An 18,994-nucleotide genomic window follows, 5' to 3' on the forward strand; every position below is an offset into this window, starting at 1 on the left:
GGTTTGAATCAGAGTGTCCGCAGAATGGAACAAACCGCAAGCTTCTATTATAGAAGCCTGCGGCTGCGAAGAGCTCTTGTTCAATTGTATCAGATAGTTGGCCGGGAATCAGATTCCCCTCATTTCACGCCTGCCATGAATTCTCTGTAATCCTTGGCAATCTCTTTGGACAGCGTATGGTGCAGATAATGACCGCCTTCGAGCGGCACCAGCTTACCGTACACGGAATCCTTCACCTGTTCTTCATGCAGCTGCATCCAGCCCTCCACATCGGTATTATTCGACTGTACGAAGAGCAGCAGCGGGAGCTCTTTAGGGAAGGTCAGTGCCTGGGCTGCTATGAAATTCTCCTTGAAATGCTTGATCTCATTCACGACAGTGTCATTGTTTGAGTTCTTTGTGGCGATCATTTTCATCTGCTGCTTGGTGTGTTCGTCGAACGAAAGCCCGGCATACGGGTCGCCGCCTATCTTTTGGAACAATCTCACAATGCCGGATTTGTCGAGGAACTTAAGCGTTCCCACCGGTATTTCATCGTCCAAGCCTCCTTGGTTCGGCACACTGCTGTCGATTCCTACAAAAGCCGTCACTTCATCCTTATACTTGTTCACATAATCCAGTCCGTAGATTCCGGCGATGGAATGTCCCATGAGTGTGTATCGCTTGATTCCAAGCTGCTGCAGCGCTTCATGAATCTCACTGACTATATTGTCCGAGGTCCGTTCCTTATCGGTCAGGTCACTTAAGCCATAGCCGAACGGCTCCACCACGACTACTTTGTAGTTAGGAGACAGCTCGTCTACCAGCGGTTTGAAATCAAGCGCCGGTGCCCCGGTGCCATACCCCGTCAGCAGCACCACAGTCTCCTCACCCGATCCCTGGATGAGTACATTCATCTTCTTGCCATCGACTGGCACAAGCTGCCCGTACTGATCAATCTTCTTCAGCTCCGCTTTGCTGCTGATGATATTGACCACAAATACTACGGCAAAAAACAATACGATCACAATCAACAATGCCGCTATAGACTTAAGCAGGATGCTGAGTCCTTTTTTCATTATACAATCACCTGTCCTTATGAATCGGATGTACTGCCTTGATGAAGTGCTAAGGATAGTATATATAATGAAAATGTACTCTCCGTGACGGTAATATGAACGGAAGATGAATCGGCTCTACAATCTAATCTGCCGGTGTATTCAGCGGCAGGGTCACGATGAAGCTTGTGCCTGCGCCAAGCTCGCTCGTAACCCGGATGTCGCCTTGATGAAGCAGGACGATCTGCTTCACGATCGCCAGCCCCATCCCGCTGCCGTTATACTTGCGGCTATGGGAGCGGTCCGCCTTGAAGAAGCGTTCGAAGATCCGCTTCTGGTCCTCGGGAGCGATCCCGATGCCGGTGTCGGATACACGAACGGTTACACTTTTATTATCTTGCTTCGTATGGACACTGATTACTCCCCCATCCCCGGAGAACTTAATGCTGTTGCCCAGCAGGTTCGTCCATACCTGGCTCAACAGGTCATAATCCGCCGTCAGCGTGGCAGCCGTCAGCTGAAGATCGAAGTTGATGCGCCGGGCCGACCATTGCGGCTGAAGAGCAACGATCACGCGCCGGATCTGTTCATCCAGGCTGAAGGTGGTGAACCGGAGCTGCTGGGACTGCGATTCAAGCAGACTCAGCTTCAGCAGGCTGTCGCTCATCTTGGACATCCGTTCGGCTTCCCCGATGATGATATCGATATAGCGGCCCCGCTCGCTCTCAGGAATATTCATCTGCTTCAGCGCCAGGGCATAGCCGGAGATGGAGGTCAGCGGCGACTGCACCTCATGAGATACATTCGACACGAAGTCACGGCGCATCTGCTCCAGCTGCTGCAGATCATGCGTCATCTCCTCGAAGCTGCGCGCGAGGGCGCCCAGCTCTCCCTTTTGCTTGATATTCAGCTTCACGTTGAAGTCCCCGGCTGCGATCTTGCGCGTCGCGTTGGTCAGCTTCTTAATCGGCCGGACCACGAACATGGCCGCCACCAAGATCACGAGACTCCCGGAGACCAGCGAATACACCACGAAATTCACCAGCCATTTCAGCACAAAAGCGGAGGAGGGGGGACCGACCGGCTCTACGAACAATGCTTTTTTTCCCGTATCCGTAGTTAATTGCATCCCTAGCAGGCTGATGGAGATGCCTGACGGATTGACCTGCACAATTCCGCCTGCCAGCACCTGCTGCACCTGCGCTTCAGTCACGGTCTCCAGCTTCATTCCTTCTGGACCGCCATAAGACTGAACCCCGCCGTTCGCATCGTAAATCCGCACATGATAGGTCTCAAGCTGCTTCATGCCGCTTACGAACTTGTCAGCTTCCGTCAGCGGGAAAGCATCATAGATCTGTACGACATCTTGTGCGAAGCGCAGCAATTGAACCTGCAGGTTCTCGTTCAATTCATCTTTGTATATCCAGATTGCCAGATTGAAGGAGATCACTGTCCCCCCGATTACGGAGATCAGATAAGTCAGGACCACACGGGTATATAAGGACTTGATCATTCAGTAACCTCAATCCGATATCCCAGACCGCGGACAGTCTCGATCCGAAAATCCGGCGAAGCCGCAAACCGTTCACGCAGGCGCTTGATATGTACATCTATCGTCCGGTCATCCCCCGAGTAATCAATGCCCCAGATCTGGTCGATCAGCTGCTCACGGGTATAGACCTGCCCCGGTGTTCCGGCCAGCTTATACAGCAGCTCGAACTCTTTAAGCGGCAGGGACAGCGCTTCTGTCCCGTTCATCACCTTGTAGGTCTGCCGGTCCAGTGTTACCTCTCCGATACGGATCGTATGCGACTTGCCGATTCCCGAGCGCTTCAGCAAGGCTCTGACCCGGACCGTCAGCTCCAGCGGATCAAAGGGCTTAGTCAGATAATCATCGGTTCCCAGCTCGAATCCCTTCACCTTCTCCCAGGTCTCCCCCTTTGCCGTCAGCATTAACAGCGGCAGCTCCGGGTCTGCTCTGCGAAGCTCCTTGCATAGCGCCCAGCCGTCCATCACCGGCATCATAATATCCAGGATGACCAGATCCACATGCGTTCTGGCATAGACCGCCAGCGCCTCTTGCCCGTCTGCCGCTTCAGCGGTATCGAATCCGTCATTGCGCAGAAATAGGCAGACAAGCTCGCGGATATTCGCATCGTCGTCTGCAACAAGTATAGTAGGCATCTATTCCCTCTTTTCGTATGATCCGGCCTTATAAATATTTCTATCTTCCCATTAGCATCACCCTGCTGCTTTGCCGGTATGCACCGACACCAGCACCCACTCCGGCCTCGCTACGGCTAGGTGCCGAACCGCTGCCGGTAGCCGCATTTACGGCACAGCTCCTCAACAGCTTCCCGGCGCGAGAAGCCATAGAACAGATTATTCGCCCGTTCCCCCTCGACAATCTCGGAGAACGGCTGCTCATGAATATTGCCAAGGTTGATCACCCCTTCGCCATCCAGACAGCACGGCACAACGGTGCCGTCTACCAGGACCGCCGCCTGGCTGCGCAGCGCATGGCAGAAGCCCTTGCCGTCATCCTCCGGCTCATGCAGCGCCGGCCATCTGAACTCGTGGTCCTGGTTCAGGTACACACGCGGGGCAATCTTCACGCCGCTGCCGGGAACGACCTTCTCCTCGATCCTGTAGCCCAGTCCAAAAGCCTCCTCCAGCAGGGCCAGCGTCTCACGGTTGCGCTCCTTCTCCAGATTCGTCCGGTTGTCCTCCGTCAGATTCCAGAGCCGGAACGAGACAATGACGCCGCGCGCAGAGATCTCCCGGACGAACTGGATGATCTCTGTAAGATAACCTTCACGGTTCTCCGAGCCCGCATGGCCGTCGAAGCTGTGCAGCGAGAAGTTCATCTGCCGCAGTGCCGGCTTGCCGAGCAGCTTCGGCCCCGCTTTACGGATCAGCGTGCCGTTGGTCGTAATATTGACCTTGAAGCCCTTGGCATGCGCGGCATCCAGCAGCTCGCCCAGCTTCGGATGCAGCAGCGGCTCGCCTTTGACATGCAGATAGATATGATTGCTATGCGGTTTGATCTCATCAAGAATGGTATTGAACGTCTCCAGCTTCATGAAATTCTTCTGCCGCTCCGTGGGCGGACAGAAGCTGCAGGCCAGGTTGCAGACGCTTGTGATCTCGATGTATACCTTTTTGAACGTCTTCAAGTTCCGCTCCCCATTTCAATATATAATGCAGCCCAGGCTGCCCGTTACGCTAGAGATCCGAAGCATACCGCAGGCCAATCTGGGCTCTCGCCTCTTCCATCAGCTCTGCCACCGCCAGGGAATTGGCGTGGCTGTTGGTCGCGCTCTCCCGCTGCCCGCTCTTCAGCAGATGAATGAACTCCTCAATCTCATAGTACATCGCCTCATACACCTGCGGTAGCGTAAGCTCCTCGACGGTTCCGTCGCGGTAGTGGATTTTGACCTGATAGGGCTGGTTAATCTTGTCGATCACCATCGTTCCGTTCTCGCCCTGAATCTCAGCAGGCAGATAGGAATCGGCAATCTTGGAATGCATGACCACCGCGTCCATGTCCGGGTAACGCATGACCATACTGCCTTCCCCGTCCACACCTGAAGCGAGCATCAGCCCAACGGCCTTGACCGAATCCGGCTTGCCGAACAAAGCCACCATCGGATATAAGCAATAGATCCCCAGATCCATCAGAGAGCCGTTGGAATATTCAGGATTGAATGCGTTCAGCACCGTCCCCTGCCGGTAAGCATCATACCTCGAAGAGTATTGACAATAACCTGCGAAGTAGCGCCGGACTTGACCCAGCTTATATAAGTTATCCCGGATCACGCCAAAATTCGGCATGAACGTGGATTTCATCGCTTCCATGAACAGCACATCATTGCTGCGCGCAGCTTCAATCATCGCCTTCAGCTCCCGGCTGTTGGAGGCCGCCGGCTTCTCACAGATCACATGCTTACCGTGGTTCAGACAGATCAATGAATGCTCCGCATGCATCGAATTGGGGCTGGCGATATAGACCGCGTCCACCTCTGCGCTTGATACCATCGCCTCCAGATCCGTATAGATCGAAGCCCCGGCATACTTGGCGGCAAAAGCCTGTCCCTTCTCCTCTGTGCGGGAATACACGGCCGTGAGCAGAAACTCCTCATTCTCAAGTCCCGCCTGCACAAAGCGGTCTGTAATCCAGTTAGTCCCTACAACCCCGAAACGAATAGTCATGAATGATCCCGTCCTTTTTCAAAATATAATTTATATGTTTCTCACGCTATAAATTATCCTTCTATTTCTCGTCGAAACGGTACCGTTCTTAAAAAAGGACGGCAAAGCCGTGTCCACTTGAAATATAAGCTATAACTGCTATTTTCTCATTCCATGATAGGTATGTCCACTTATATACCGTAATTTCCGACAAATTCCGCTAGATTTCGATTGTGAAAAAAAGCACCTGAGAATAGGCTCCCTGCGTCCAATGTCCCTTGGTCCATTCGTACATGGTGGCAATGGTGCATGGTCCGGCCAATCGAAGATGGAACCCTACGAACCTGGAACGATTCGCCGATCCATCACCTCCAGCGGATCCATACCTCACCTTCAGTAAAGCCATGCCTTACCTCCAGCGGGGCCATGCATTAACTCACATAGAGCCACTCCACTCTAACCTACCTTGCATCCCACACAGCCGAGCCTGCAATTGTACTTCGTACAATAGAATCCGGTGTAAACCTCCTGTTTTGCCATTCTGCTGTATTTTGTACAGTAGAATCTGGAGTTTGGGCCTGTAACAGCCCTCACCCCATAAATCTACTGTATGAAATACAACAGACTCAATTTTAGAGGTGTTTTGGGGACTTTCTATTGCACATAATGCAATCACCCGACTGGCGGAGGCAGGTTAGCCTCACTGGTCAGTTGGACTGTGGCTGTGCACCGAGCGAACATTTGGAGATAGTTGTAGTCTGTGCAATTAAAAACAGGAATAAGGAAGGATTTCCTCTTCTAACTGTAGTCTGTACAACTAAATCCGCCCGAATGGGCGAGTACTCAGTTATAACGGTATTTTAGTTGTACCAAATACAGCTAAACGGAAATTCAAAGGCACACTAGGCGATTTAGTTGTACAGATTGCATTTAAGCATCTCATTCGCAACTTAACCGTGGCACAGCAAACCCTCAGTAAGCAATTAGTTAACGTCCTTCTCACAAATTCACATCTGATTTGCTATTAGCGGACAGCGCGCATACTATCCAGTGTTCCACAATACGAGCGGCAGCAAACAGCCCCCGCTCATCCCGGCGGGGGCTGTCTTCATCCTGCGCGGGCCCCACTGGACACGCACCTATTTTACCCGTAAAAAGCTACAAGCTGGCGCACGATCTCCGCCTTATCATGATCGACCACGACCTGATGCTGCGGCTGCTCGAACAGGGCCGAGATCTGAGCCGGGAACTCCTGCTTGATGCCGGTCAAGGCAATCGCCTCATCGAACTTGGCCGGATGCGCTGTAGCGTAAGCAATGCTCACCTCATCCGGAGCGCTGAATTTCTCATATGCGGCTACGCCACATGCCGTATGCGGGTCGAGCAGATAGCCGGATTCCTGCTGGTACTTGCTGATGATCTCCAGACACTGTGCATTCTTCACGCCCAGCGCGGAGAAATCCGCCTGTACCCGGGCCAGCAGCTCGCCGTCCACCGTAATCGCGCCCTCGCTCTGCAAGGCTGCCATGTACCCGGACAGCTTATCCGCATCCTCGCCCAGCAGATAATACAGATAGCGTTCGAAGTTGCTCGCCACCTGGATATCCATCGACGGGCTGTAGGTGCCTGTGAAGCTGCCTGGTTTGTATTCGCCGGTCACCACGAACCGTTCGAGGATGTTGTTCTCATTGGTGGCGATGATCAGCTTGTGGATCGGCAGACCCATTTTCCGCGCCAGGAAGCCTGAGAAAATATTGCCGAAGTTGCCCGAAGGCACGCTGATATTGACCTTCTTCTGATCGCTCCCCGGAAGCTGCAGATACGCATGGAAATAATAGACCGTCTGCGCCAGAATGCGCACGAAGTTAATGGAGTTAATCGCCCGCAGGTGATACCGTCCCTTGAAGTCGAGATCGGCGAACAGCTCCTTGATAATCTTCTGGCAATCGTCGAAGTTGCCCTCTACGGACAGGTTCAGCACATTGCTGTCATCTACGGTGGTCATTTGCAGCTCCTGCACCTTGCTGACCTTGCCGTGCGGATGAAGGATACAGATCTTGATGCCTTCCTTGCCGCGCACACCCTGAATCGCAGCCGCTCCGGTATCGCCGGAGGTAGCCCCGAGAATATGGATAATCTCGCCCCGCACCTTGGCAATGTATGAATACAGCTCGCCCATGAACTGCAGCGCCACATCCTTGAAGGCAAACGTCGGCCCATGGAACAGCTCCAGCACGTATAGAGAATCGTTTACCCGATGCAGCGGCGTGACTTCCGGAGCGCGGAAGCTGCCATAGCTGGTGTAGACCATCGAGCGCAGATCCTCATAAGGAATTTCGTCATTCGTATAGTAGGAGAAAATCTCAAGGAACAGCTCCTGAAAGCTCAGGCTTCTCCATTCTTCCAGCTTCTCGGGGGAAATTACCGGAATCTCAGCCGGCACCATCAACCCGCCGTCATCCGCCAGCCCCATCAGAACCGTATCAATAAAGCCTCTGGCCGCTACCTTGCCTCTTGTGCTTATATACTCCATACCCGTCTCATCCTCCTGAACCCCTCTTTATTTACTGTACATAGTACCACGTTTACGCGTTAAAGTCCGCTGATTCTATAAGATTAAGGCTCACCGGGCTATTTGCCCTGAAGCTCTTTCCAGACGGTTTTGTTGCTGTACTTCTTCTCTGTGCTGACATCCAGGCCAAACCATTCCGGGGCTGTGAAGCCTTCCGCCTCCTCCAGCGAATCGAACTCAACCTCAAGCACCGTAAGCTCCAGCTGGGTGTAGAGATCAATCTCCACCGTTGTACCGTTCCATACGCCTGTAATGCGGGTTTTGACCAGCGGGATCGCCTTCACAGCCTCAATCATCTGGTTATACAAGCCTGCGGAAATGAAATATTCAATCTCCTGGCGGCTGATGCCCTTGCCATCCTTGAACGTATGCGTGTACGTCACCTCACCCGTGTCCAGATCCGTGATCTTCCGCACCCGCAGCTCCTGCCCGTCCTCAATGGCAAGATACGTCTGGTCAATACTGTGACGGGTCAGCACCTTCAGCTGTCCTTCTTCAATCAGCCGCTCCGGGTATTCCGGAAGCAGGAATTTGCGTTCAATCTCCATAGCCATGCTGTTTCTCTCCTCTGTGTGCGAGCTTTATGCGAGCGTTAATGTTACATATTATTTATCATCATAGGGGCGGGTCATACGCAAGTCAACCGGAGGGAACGGATTCACCGGGAAAAAAATCCTATACCTTCTGTCCGCCTAAGGCATGAATGTTATTCGCTCCCCAAGCCACGATCTCTTCAATTAACGGAACCAATTCCTGCCCGGAGGGGGTCAGGGAATACTCGACGCGCGGAGGCACCTCAGGATATTGCTCGCGATGGATAATGCCGTAGTCGATAAGGTCCTTGAGACTGTTCGTTAACGTGGTTCCGGTGATGCCGTGCAGCCTTCTTTTTAGTTCGTTATACCGGATCGGCCCCTCTTCGCTCAGCAAAGCGAGGATAGGCAGATTCCACTTCCCGCCGATGACATGAAAAGCAAAGGTGGCTGGACACATCTGCGTTAAGTCAACCTCATATTTCATGGCTGATTCCTCCATTAGTATATTTTATATACCAGGTATTAAAAACAATAGTACTTGTTAATCTGATTCCAGATATTATAATCATACTACAACTGGAAACGGATATTTTAAAAAAAGAAAGTGAGGTAAACAGCTATGAATACAAATCCTATGATCTGTGATCTGAAGACAGGTGTATGCGGGGTAAGCGACGAAGAGCATACACAAATTATAGATTTCAATCCGCAGCAGCAGCCCAAAGTTACTCTCTATTATGCGACGGATCCGATCTGTTCACACTGCTGGGCCATCGAGCCTACCCTGAACCGGTTTATCCAGCAATATGGCAAGTACTTTCATCTGCAGCCTCTGATGGGCGGATTATTAGCCGGGTGGAATGGCTTCGCTGACAAGGCAAATGGAATACAGCAGCCAGCCGATGTAGCGGGGCACTGGAAGGAAGTCGGGGCGCATTACCGCATGCCCATTGACGGCACCCTATGGCTGAACAATCCGGTCATGTCCTCTTATCCGCCCTCCAGAGTATTCAAGGTTATCCAGCAGAGACATCCGGAAAAGGAACTGGCCTACTTGCGGAGCGCCAGAGAAGCCGTCTTCGTCTTCAACCGGAATATCGGAGAAGACGAGGTCCTCACGGATATTGTGAATAGTCTGGGATTACCCGGCGCAGAGATCGTTCAGGCCGCAGGACTGGAAGCGGCGCAGGAGCTGCTGGAGGAGGATTTCCAGAAGGTGGCCCAGCTCGGCGTACGCGGCTTCCCGACCCTTGTGATGGTCAATGAAGAGAACCAAGGCATCAAGCTCGTCGGGTCCCGTACGCTGCAAAACTACGTGGACGCACTACAGCAGCTTATCCCTGAGCCTCTTGCTCCTGCTGATGTCCCGGCTATGCCTGAGCTGCTTGCGGAAGGACATCTTCTCTTCTCCAGAGAAATTGAAGCCATGTACGATATCAAGCCAGAGGATGTGGCGGCCTTCACCGCCGCTGCGCTTCCCGAGCATTCTTACCACACCCGGCAGATCCTGGGTGAGATGTTCATCGAACCGGCCTGAAGGCGCTCGTAGCCAACAAACAGCGGTCCCCCGTCATTGGAGGACCGCTGTTTGTTTGATTTTACCGAAGCATGATGTCCATTTTACAGAATTATGATGCCCTTGCGGACTGAGAATCCGCTATTTCGCGTATATAGCCACTTTTGCCCTGTAATCGGACTCAGCGGCCTTTATTCGTATGATTTCGCCTTGAAACAGCCAGCCTGGAAGACAATAAGTTCTTCTGAGTCCGTAAGAACAGAAATCAGGTTAGTGTATGAGCAAATAAGATCATGTCAGTCCGCAAGCCGTTACCAACCCTAGATATAATCCGCCATAGAACGGACTACGAGTCCGGTCGGAGCGGCAGGGGTGAAGTCTGCCCCTCCGCCGCTGCTCCCGCCCCGAATCGAGAACTCCACCGTCTTCGGCTCGCCCGGCAGCAGATCGAAGTAATTATCCGAGAAGATACCCTCTTCTTCCACCGTCAGGTGCACGCCCCGCGCCAGCACATCGCTGCTCAGCGTGAAGCTCTGCCCGCCGCTTCCCGCCACCTCGGTCACCGTAATGACCGGCTGGCTCAGCGAAATATCCTTGGCGGCCGCGAAGTAATGCTCCTTGCGCTCCAGCACTTGCCTTGTCTCCGTCCCCGGCTCCTGCACCTGTCCTGGCACAAGCTCCGCCTGCACCACCTGCCCGCTCTCCAGCAGGGAAGCTATCAGCAGCACCTGAGCCGGTTCGCGGCCCTCCAACACTTCAGCCAGCGGCAGCGTGAAGACCACAGCCGACGAATCCGCAGCGAGGGTTACCGGCTGTGACCATTCGCGCAGCAATAGGCCGCTGATATCATGCAGCCGCAGCACCAGCTCTGCGTCCAACGCCTCCCTCCGGTCAGACACCCCATAGACCTTGACGCTCTCCCCGTCTGTGCTGTCTACAGACAGCAGCACCTCCTGGAAGCTGCGGCGCACCGTATATTGCAGCGCCTTCCAGCGCCCGTAATAATCCATGCCCGCCCAGGAGGCTACCGGCCAGCAGTCATTCATCTGCCAGTACAGCGTGCCCATGCAATAAGGCTTGTTGCGGCGGTGACTCTCCATAGCCATGCGGATCGCCTCGGCCTGAAGCACCTGGCTCATGTACAGGAAGCCCCGGAAATCCTTCGGCTGCGGCAGATACATATCCATATATTGCTTAATCAGCTGATTGCCCGCTCCATTCTTCTGATGGGCCAGCATGACCTTTGATTCCAGCGCCAGCTCCGCTTCCTCTGCATAGCTCAGCACCGACTTCAGCTCCGGGAAGGACTGGAAGCCGTATTCGCTCATGAAGCGGCCTACCTTGAGATTATAGTTCTCGAACGGCTCCTTGGCATGCCAGACGCCCCAGTAGTGGATATCCCCGTCACCCATAATCCGCGTCGCATGCTGATCCTGACCACCTGTAAGTTCGCGCAGCGGCGAGGACGGCCAGTAATCCATACCCGGATGGTTCGCGGCCACAGCTTCCGGCAGAATCCGGTGGAAGATTTCCTCATAGGCAGTCCATAAGCTCTGGCGAATCTCAGCATTCAGCTTCTCCTTCCAGCCCCAGCCCATGTACTCCTCATACTGCGACCAGGCTGAGTCAATCTCATTGTTCCCGCACCAGAGTGCGATACAAGGGTGGTTACGCAATCTGCGGACATTATATACCGCTTCTGCACGGACATTATTCAGGAACGCCTCATCGCCCGGGTACATGCTGCAGGCGAACATGAAGTCCTGCCAGACCAGCAGCCCGTATTCATCACACAGCCGGTAGAACACTTCTTCTTCATAGAAGCCGCCGCCCCACACCCGCAGCATATTCATATTGGATTCCACGGCCGTGGCAATCTCATGGCGGTAACGTTCCTCCGTAACCTCCGTGATGAAGCTGTCGTTCGGGATATGATTGGCACCCTTGGCGAAGACCGGCACCCCGTTCAGCTCAAAATGGAACGACGCCCCCTGCGCATCCGGCTTACGCACCAGCTTAATTTCCCGAAGCCCCGTCGTTACCTCCGATACTGCTACAGCCTCCGCTCCTTGCAGCAGCTCTGCACGGAAAAGGTACAGCTCCGGCGTGCCCAGGCCGTTGCACCACCACAGACGCGGGCGGTCAATCACCAGCTCAAGCTCTAGCGTCTGCTTGCCCGGAGTGAGCGTAACCGCCTTCATCCATTCCTGCCCTCCGGCACTCACCCGCAACAGGCCGCTCCATGCTTCCGGGGCGTCTGCTTCAATCACGGCCGTTAGCCGGGCCTCCTGCTCATTCACCTTCTGCTGGCGAATGTACAGATCCTCAATCGCCGCAACATCCCGGCCTGTCAGCACAGCTTCCCGCCAGATCCCGCTGGTCAGGAATCGCGGGCCCCAGTCCCACCCGTAGTGATACGGCGCTTTGCGGGCAAATACGCTGATCCGCTGCTCCTGAAGCCCGCCCAGCTCAGACTGGTCATTCGGCGCAGGCAGATCGTAGCCCAGCGCCGCCAGCTTCGGCAGATCCTCTGTCACCACCGAGCGGAAGACGATGCGGATCTCATTCTCGCCCGCCCGCAGCAGCCCCTTCACATTCACGGTCCAGGACAGGAACATATTGTCTGCGGACAAGGCGTGCGCGCCGTTCACATACACATCGGCATATGTATCCAGCCCGGCGAACACCAGCTCAGTTACCGCCAGCGTCTGCCATGTCTCTTCTAATACAAATCCTGTTCTGTATTCCCAGTCCTTTTTATCAATCCATTGCAGCTCATGTTCATTTGTTCCATAGAAGGGTTGATCGATAACGCCATTGCGCAGCAGATCCGTGTGTACCGTTCCCGGTACCACAGCCGTAAGCCATTCTTCATCTCCGCAGGCTCTGAATTCCCAGTTCGACAGGTCGATTTGTAGTTGTTTCATAGTTCCTCCTATACTGTTTTTGCGCATTACGGCGCTTAGCTACCCTCATTATATTTTGTTATAATTACGTTAGCAATAACAATATTTGTAGCAGCTACAATACAAACAAAACAAATATCCCATCAAACCTCTCAAACAGATGTCCCGCTATAATAAGCCCCAATCACCGATTTACCATTTGTTATTTTTGTTATCTTCCCCCTGCGCTTACTTCTGCTTCTGCTGCTCTTCATGCTCCTTAATCACCTGCTCCGTCCCGAGCAGAATCAGCCTCAGGCCGAATTCAAAGGCCCCGTCGGTCCCCAGCAGCTCGAACAGTCCGTTCTTGAACATCCTCCGGAACAATCCAACCTCCTTCTCGCTCATGGAATCCATCAGGCGGAGCAGTTCCTCGCCCGGAGGCTCCTGCTGTTCCTTAGCCATCATGGAGACATTACGCTCATGCTCGTAATCATCCAGCACGAAGAAGAACACGAAGTTCACAAGTGTAGTGACCACCTGCACCTTCTGCGCCTCCTCAAGCGGCGTGGATTCCACACAGTGCAGCATCCGGTTGTTGAACCGGATAATGTCCGGCTCGTGGGGCAGTGTCATCATCATAAGCTGCGTAGAGCAGGAATACCGGCTGAGCACACTTCGTACCGTTACCGCAAATTCTGTCAGCTGCTCCTTCCAGTCGCCCTCCGGGCGGTGCTCCTCCAGGATGACTCTGGAGATGTGGTTGGCCAGCCGCTGGTAGAGGTTCTGTTTGCTCTTGAAATACCAATACAGCGAGGGAGCCTGAATCCCCAGCCGGTCAGCCAGACGCCGCATACTGAATTTTTCGATCCCCCCCTCCCTGAGAAGCTCCCACGAAGCTTCCAGAATCCGGTCTTCCGAGATTTGAGGTTGTGCTTTTTTCATCGCTATCCGCCCTTTTATCTAACAGTGTAAGTTTATGCTTTACAGTCCATTAGGTTCATGATATCATCTAACACTGTAAGGTTCAATCTAACGCCGTTAGATTAACAAAAATCAGTGAAAGAAGTGATCCCTAATGGATACCGAAAACCTTTATTATTTTGAAAAAGCACCCATCACCAAAGCCGTCGCCCATTTCGCCGTGCCCATGATGTTAGGCACATCCATGAACGTCATCTATTCGATTCTGAATGCCTATTTCCTGGGCACTCTCCACAATACGGCCATGCTGACCGCACTAGCCCTGACCCTGCCGCTGTTCGCCATCATCATGGCGCTGGGCAATCTGGTGGGCATTGGCAGCGGCACCTACATCTCGCGGCTGCTTGGTGAGCACAAATATGATGAAGTCAAGCAAGTGTCTTCCTTCGCCTTTTACAGCAGTCTCTTGCTTGGCCTCCTCGTGATGGCCGTGGGTCTGCCGTTGATCGGCCCCATCCTTCACAGTCTGGGGGCAACGCCGGATTCCTATGGATTCACGAAGGATTATGTCACTGTCATGCTGATTGGCGCACCGTTTGTCGTGTTGTTCTTTACACTGGAGAATATGGTCCGCTCCGAGGGTGCAGCCATCGTCTCCATGATCGGTATGATGCTCAGCGTGGTGGTTAATATCCTGCTCGATGCATTTGTCATCTTCGTGCTCCACTGGGGTGTAATTGGCGTAGCGTCGGCAACGGTTGTTGCCAACATGGTTGCGAGTGCCTACTATGCCTTCCACATGGGCTACAAAAGCCAATTCCTGACGGTCTCCTTCAAATGGTTCAAGGCCACCAAGGAAATTCTAAGCAATGTGTTCAAAATCGGCGTTCCGGTCTTCATCATGAGTGTCTTTCTGGGAGCCATGTCGCTGATCTTCAATCTGTTCCTGATCGAATATGGGGATTCGGCTGTGGCCGCTTACGGGATATCCTCTAGATTACTGCAGTTCCCCGAGTTTATTCTGATGGGGTTATGCGAGGGAGTGGTGCCGCTCATTGCCTTCTCATTTACAGCGGATAAGCTGCGCATGAAGCATACGATCGGATTCACAGTAAAAGCGATGGCCGCCATGGCTGCCGTATTCGGTATCGTCGTCTATCTGATCTCCGACCATCTGATCGGTCTGTTCACCAGAGACCCGCAGATGATTGAGATGGGCAGCTACATTCTGCATGTCACCTTCTTGTCCTTATTCATTTCAGGGCTGACCACCTTGTTCATGGGGATCTTCCAGGCTACCGCGCAGGGAACGGCCGCATTCGTAATGTCGATTATTCAAGGGGTCACACTGATTCCTGTGCTCTACTTCGCCAACCGGATGAACGGCTTCCATGGCGTGGTGTGGTCGCTGGTCATTGCCGATGCCGCTGCCTTCCTGGTCGGTGCCGTCATGCTGTACGCCCTGCGGCACAAGCTCCAGCCCGAACTGGAGAGTCTGGTTCATTAAGTGGGCTTAAGCCCCCTCCAAGAAATACTAGCAGCCGCAGGAAGCCCTTCCTGCGGCTGCTTTATGTTACTATGAAGGTTGTAACGAACGAATCCCATCTGCAGAAGGAGTCTGATCCGCTTGCACGCACCCTCCCATCCTAACCACGACTCTAAGGACATCGAGGTCTACGATACAACCGAGCTATATGGTGAGACCGGACGGTTCCGGGTACTGCAATTCTCGGGGGAAGCTGTTCAGGGCGCACTGGATCTGGACCATCCGCGCCGGGTGATCTTCGAATATCCCCGGGCGATGATTCATCTGATGGAGGCGGGCAATCCGCATTTCGAGCGTGTCTTCCTGATCGGACACGGGATTGGTACGATTGCCGGTTATTTCGCAGAGAAGCAGTTTACGGTGGCTGAGGTGAATGCGAAGGTGGTGGAATACAGCAGAACCCGCTTTGGCTACACGCAGGATAACATCCTGATCGGTGACGGCCGGAGCCTGCTGGAAGCCGCGCCGGAACGCGGCCATGACTATATCCTGCTGGATGCCTTCACCGCTGCCGGGACGCCGCCTCATTTCACCACGCTGGAGTTCTTCCGCCTAACCCGTGCCAAGCTGAACGGACACGGCCAGATCATCATGAATCTGATGGGCCGCAGCGGCAATGACCGCTTCATCAGTGCTATTCATACCACACTCCGTGAAGTATATCCATATACCAGAACCTTCGCCCTCCCGGCAGAAGGGACCGCCGATCTGCGCAATATCCTCATGACCGCCAGCGCCCGGCCCATTCCCTATCAGTCCCGCCACATGGCCGGCTTCAGCGAGATCACTCCGGGGATCGGTCATGTGATACGGGACCGGTAATGCAGCAGGCGTGCAGGTCCAGCAGGTTCTCCAAATTCAACAAGTGAATAAACTGATGGTTGTCTTTATAGACGGCATCCAGCACCTCTGGATTCTGGAGAATGTGATCTGGCGCCTCATCCATGTGCTCCCTTGCGAGCAGTTGCACCGCTGACACCTGATCCACCCATATCCCTACCTCCTGTCCGGATACCTCGCAGATCAGAATCCGGGAGCCGGCCGTCTGTTCACCGCTGTCCATTTCGAGCTTGGGCCGTATGTCATAGACCGGGAACAGCAATCCGCGCAGATTGATCATTCCCAGGACATGAGCCGGGGCAGACACCAGCGAATGAATCTCAGGAACAGGTACAATCTCCTTCATTTGGCGGATTGGAATCCCGAAATCCAGCTTCTCCAGCTTGAAGGTGATATATTTCTCGCTCTGACTATCCTGATCCCCTGCCGTAACTGTGTTCTCTTGGAGCAATGCATCGTGGGCCGAGCCTGTTTCCCTTGCAATCGAGCCTATATCCAGGATATGGGCCACTCGGCCGTCGCCAAGTATGGTTGAGCCTGCGATATAAGAAACGTTGCCTATGTAACTTCCCAGTGACTTGATGACAATCTCCTGATTGCCGATCGTCTGATCTACTACCAGACAGACCCGCTTATCCGCGAAGCCGACGATAACAACGAACAGCCGGCCGTTCACCGTATGCTCCCCTTCCTCCACTTGCAGCATATGGTGCAGACGGACAAGCGGAAGCACCTGATCGCGGAACTGGCAGACCTCCCGCCCCTGGATGGTAACAATATCCTCCGCCTTCATTCTGAATATTTCAATGACATTAATCAGCGGAATGGCAAAGGTACTGCTCCCCAGCTTAACCAGCAGGGAACGGATGATGGCAAGCGTCAGCGGGACCTTGATCGTGAATATACTCCCCTGATCAGGAACCGTCTCAATATCTATAATGCCATTTAATTTCTCTATATGTGCTTTGACAATATCCATGCCCACTCCGCGGCCGGACAGATCTGTGACCGTACGGGCTGTTGAGATGCCAGAGCGGAAAATGAGCATCACCAGCTCTTTGTCCGTCATACGCTTCACTTCATCAGTGGTGACAAAGCCTTTACGCACAGCGGCTTCTTTGACCTTGCCGGTATCAATGCCCCTGCCGTCATCGGATACCGTAATGACAATCATGTTCCCTTGATGACTTGCCCGCAGAGTAATGGTCCCTTTCCGCGGCTTGCAGAGAGCTGCACGTTCTTCCGGCAGCTCCAGCCCATGGTCCACGGCGTTGCGCAGAATATGGATCAGAGGATCGCTGATCTCCTCAATGAGGCTGCGGTCCAGCTCGGTCTCATTGCCCTCAATGATGAACTCGATCTCCTTGTTCGACTTCTGCGCCAAATCCCGGATCATCCTGGGGAAGCGGCCGAACAGATGCTCCATCGGCAGCATCCGGGTCTTCATCATCCCCTCCTGAAGATCGCTGATGACCATATTCAAATGTCCTGCGATATCATTAAGCAGATGAACATCACTGTTATTCTTGAACTGCTCGCTCAATCTGGAACGGACACTGTGCAGCCTGGTATTATCTATAATCAGCTCTCCTACCAGATTCAGCAGTCCCTCCAGCCGCTCCACATCCACACGGACAGTCTGGGCCGCATAGCCGCTATTTTTCTGAGCCTCTTTTCCTTCGGTGAAGGTGTCGAGGTTTGCTTTCGTAATAGGAACTGTATGTATAATTTCAATCTGTGAGATTTCCTGCAGAGAGGACATCATATCCTGCCGGGACTGCTGCGTAAGCAGAATATATGCAATAGTACCGGAGAACTGCGCATCCCTCTCGAGGGCTTCCAGCTCGGGGAAGGTGGCAACAACCTCGCCCGTTTCCCGCAGCTTGGCTTCTACGAGCTTCGCGCGGACATATTTCATCGGCTCCTCAGCAGCAAGTTGAATATGAACCGCCATTGCCGCAGAGCCTTGATCTATAGCTGCCTGGATCTGCTTTTTACGGATATCATCGAAGATCATATCCGGCACAGGCCCCGCTTCTCCCTGCGGAAGCCCCTCTGCAGCAGGAGCGGGAGACTCGGCTGCTGTCTTCCGCAACTCTTTTAACCGGCGCAACAGCTCTGAGATGTCCCCCTCCTCCAGGGCACCGCTTAGAATGGATTGACGAAGCTGCTTAATGAAATCTACGCAATCAAAGAGAATATTCAATAACTCGGAGGTGACCTCCAGCTGTCTGCCCCTGAGCAGCTCTAACACACTTTCCATCTGATGCGTCAGCCGGTTAAGCTGCTTGAAGCCCATGACCGCTGATGAGCCCTTGAGCGTATGCGCGACCCGGAAGAGCCTCTGAATAATGTCATTCTGATACCCTTTGCTCTCCAGCATGAGCAGGGCCTCATCCAAATACCGCAGCTGCTCGTCCATTTCATCCAGAAAAACGCCCAAATACACCCTATTATGAAACTCGTTCATCTCAGTTCTCCTCCCCGCCTTCATGCGTTGGCCTTCACCCGTCACTTAACAGACGCCCGATGTTCAGAATGCTGATCAGCTCCCCGGCACACATGCCGATCCCGTCCATGTACTGCACGCCCTGCACTTCATGGGATTCCAGAGGCGGCTCTACCTCATGAAAGGAAGCCACCTTTTCTACGGAATCCACCATAATCCCTATGGCCTCCTGCCGGTAATGTACCACTACGATCCTTGACCGGGTATCCGGTGGAGATTCTGCCAGGCCAAACCGCCTGCACAGACTGACCACCGGTATAATTTTGCCGCGTAAATTAATCACGCCCTTAACAAAAGACTTGCTGTTAGGCACGGCTGTGATAGGCTCCATCTTGATAATCTCGTTAATCTCCCGGATATCGATGGCCAGCTTCTCCTGTACCAGCCGGAAGATGATGTACTGCTCCGTTCGTGCAGCCAGCATGGCTTACTCCCCCT

The 18,994-nt window shown here is 53.5% G+C and carries 15 protein-coding genes; 3 read left to right on the forward strand and 12 right to left on the reverse strand.

All coding sequences use genetic code 11. From position 1 onward, the window contains the following. Positions 1-119: 119 nt before the first annotated feature. The 8 genes from MHH78_RS31990 to MHH78_RS32025 all read right to left on the reverse strand — a co-directional run bounded on the left by MHH78_RS31990 (position 120) and on the right by MHH78_RS32025 (position 8,820). Positions 120-1,058 (reverse strand): alpha/beta fold hydrolase, encoded by a 939-nt coding sequence (locus MHH78_RS31990; RefSeq protein ID WP_341170072.1) that lies wholly within the window; start codon positions 1,056-1,058, stop codon positions 120-122. A 124-nt stretch (positions 1,059-1,182) separates the two neighbouring features. Continuing rightward, positions 1,183-2,550, reverse strand: coding sequence for a sensor histidine kinase (locus tag MHH78_RS31995; protein WP_341170073.1), 1,368 nt, complete (start codon positions 2,548-2,550; stop codon positions 1,183-1,185). Continuing rightward, positions 2,547-3,221 carry a response regulator transcription factor gene (locus MHH78_RS32000; RefSeq protein ID WP_036731256.1) on the reverse strand — a complete coding sequence of 225 codons (675 nt, stop codon included), beginning with the start codon at positions 3,219-3,221 and terminating at the stop codon, positions 2,547-2,549. The genes MHH78_RS31995 and MHH78_RS32000 overlap by 4 nt, the downstream gene beginning before the upstream one ends. Positions 3,222-3,337: 116 nt before the next feature. Further along, complete coding sequence (locus tag MHH78_RS32005) at positions 3,338-4,213, reverse strand: radical SAM/SPASM domain-containing protein (protein ID WP_340944039.1); 876 nt, start codon at positions 4,211-4,213, stop codon at positions 3,338-3,340. A 49-nt stretch (positions 4,214-4,262) separates the two neighbouring features. After that, positions 4,263-5,249, reverse strand: coding sequence for a Gfo/Idh/MocA family protein (locus MHH78_RS32010; protein ID WP_036731252.1), 987 nt, complete (start codon positions 5,247-5,249; stop codon positions 4,263-4,265). Positions 5,250-6,372: 1,123 nt separating this feature from the next. Continuing rightward, positions 6,373-7,761: a threonine synthase gene (gene thrC / locus MHH78_RS32015; protein ID WP_341170074.1), complete on the reverse strand. Its 1,389-nt coding sequence runs from the start codon at positions 7,759-7,761 to the stop codon at positions 6,373-6,375. A 98-nt stretch (positions 7,762-7,859) separates the two neighbouring features. Further along, a complete protein-coding gene (locus MHH78_RS32020; RefSeq protein ID WP_076078851.1) occupies positions 7,860-8,354 on the reverse strand; it encodes a CYTH domain-containing protein in 495 nt (164 codons plus the stop codon). Positions 8,355-8,475: 121 nt separating this feature from the next. Then, positions 8,476-8,820 (reverse strand): winged helix-turn-helix transcriptional regulator, encoded by a 345-nt coding sequence (locus MHH78_RS32025; protein ID WP_076078849.1) that lies wholly within the window; start codon positions 8,818-8,820, stop codon positions 8,476-8,478. Positions 8,821-8,955: 135 nt separating this feature from the next. On the opposite strand from MHH78_RS32025, the gene MHH78_RS32030 reads away from it, so the two are divergent. After that, positions 8,956-9,873, forward strand: coding sequence for a DsbA family protein (locus MHH78_RS32030; RefSeq protein WP_341170075.1), 918 nt, complete (start codon positions 8,956-8,958; stop codon positions 9,871-9,873). A 299-nt stretch (positions 9,874-10,172) separates the two neighbouring features. Here MHH78_RS32030 and MHH78_RS32035 read toward each other — a convergent pair whose 3' ends face one another. Then, positions 10,173-12,779: a beta-mannosidase gene (locus MHH78_RS32035; protein ID WP_341170076.1), complete on the reverse strand. Its 2,607-nt coding sequence runs from the start codon at positions 12,777-12,779 to the stop codon at positions 10,173-10,175. Positions 12,780-12,986: 207 nt separating this feature from the next. Further along, entirely contained in the window at positions 12,987-13,682 is a 696-nt protein-coding gene (locus MHH78_RS32040) for a TetR/AcrR family transcriptional regulator (protein ID WP_076078843.1), read from the reverse strand. A 133-nt stretch (positions 13,683-13,815) separates the two neighbouring features. Here MHH78_RS32040 and MHH78_RS32045 point away from each other — a divergent pair, with 133 nt between their 5' ends. Beyond that, positions 13,816-15,168, forward strand: coding sequence for an MATE family efflux transporter (locus MHH78_RS32045; RefSeq protein WP_076078842.1), 1,353 nt, complete (start codon positions 13,816-13,818; stop codon positions 15,166-15,168). A gap of 120 nt (positions 15,169-15,288) precedes the next feature. Continuing rightward, entirely contained in the window at positions 15,289-16,029 is a 741-nt protein-coding gene (locus MHH78_RS32050; protein WP_341170077.1) for a spermidine synthase, read from the forward strand. On the opposite strand, the gene MHH78_RS32055 is transcribed toward MHH78_RS32050, so the two are convergent. Together MHH78_RS32055 and MHH78_RS32060 are read right to left on the reverse strand one after the other, a co-directional pair. Further along, complete coding sequence (locus tag MHH78_RS32055) at positions 15,992-18,517, reverse strand: chemotaxis protein CheW (protein ID WP_341170078.1); 2,526 nt, start codon at positions 18,515-18,517, stop codon at positions 15,992-15,994. The two genes, MHH78_RS32050 and MHH78_RS32055, sit on opposite strands and share 38 nt — an antisense overlap. 34 nt (positions 18,518-18,551) lie before the next feature. Beyond that, entirely contained in the window at positions 18,552-18,980 is a 429-nt protein-coding gene (locus tag MHH78_RS32060) for a chemotaxis protein CheW (protein WP_341170079.1), read from the reverse strand. Between the last annotated feature and the right edge of the window lie 14 nt (positions 18,981-18,994).

Origin of the sequence: Paenibacillus sp. FSL H3-0333 (genome assembly GCF_038002805.1) — a bacterium.
GTDB lineage: Bacteria > Bacillota > Bacilli > Paenibacillales > Paenibacillaceae > Paenibacillus_AQ > Paenibacillus_AQ silagei.

Excerpts from the sequence above, each read along its gene's own strand:
- MHH78_RS31990 (WP_341170072.1), bottom strand. The coding sequence starts at position 1,058 with ATGAAAAAAGGACTCAGCATCCTGCTTAAGTCTATAGCGGCATTGTTG.
- MHH78_RS31995 (WP_341170073.1), bottom strand. The coding sequence starts at position 2,550 with ATGATCAAGTCCTTATATACCCGTGTGGTCCTGACTTATCTGATCTCC.
- MHH78_RS32000 (WP_036731256.1), bottom strand. The coding sequence starts at position 3,221 with ATGCCTACTATACTTGTTGCAGACGACGATGCGAATATCCGCGAGCTT.
- MHH78_RS32010 (WP_036731252.1), bottom strand. The coding sequence starts at position 5,249 with ATGACTATTCGTTTCGGGGTTGTAGGGACTAACTGGATTACAGACCGC.
- thrC (WP_341170074.1), bottom strand. The coding sequence starts at position 7,761 with ATGGAGTATATAAGCACAAGAGGCAAGGTAGCGGCCAGAGGCTTTATT.
- MHH78_RS32020 (WP_076078851.1), bottom strand. The coding sequence starts at position 8,354 with ATGGCTATGGAGATTGAACGCAAATTCCTGCTTCCGGAATACCCGGAG.
- MHH78_RS32025 (WP_076078849.1), bottom strand. The coding sequence starts at position 8,820 with ATGAAATATGAGGTTGACTTAACGCAGATGTGTCCAGCCACCTTTGCT.
- MHH78_RS32030 (WP_341170075.1), top strand. The coding sequence starts at position 8,956 with ATGAATACAAATCCTATGATCTGTGATCTGAAGACAGGTGTATGCGGG.
- MHH78_RS32035 (WP_341170076.1), bottom strand. The coding sequence starts at position 12,779 with ATGAAACAACTACAAATCGACCTGTCGAACTGGGAATTCAGAGCCTGC.
- MHH78_RS32040 (WP_076078843.1), bottom strand. The coding sequence starts at position 13,682 with ATGAAAAAAGCACAACCTCAAATCTCGGAAGACCGGATTCTGGAAGCT.
- MHH78_RS32045 (WP_076078842.1), top strand. The coding sequence starts at position 13,816 with ATGGATACCGAAAACCTTTATTATTTTGAAAAAGCACCCATCACCAAA.
- MHH78_RS32055 (WP_341170078.1), bottom strand. The coding sequence starts at position 18,517 with ATGAACGAGTTTCATAATAGGGTGTATTTGGGCGTTTTTCTGGATGAA.
- MHH78_RS32060 (WP_341170079.1), bottom strand. The coding sequence starts at position 18,980 with ATGCTGGCTGCACGAACGGAGCAGTACATCATCTTCCGGCTGGTACAG.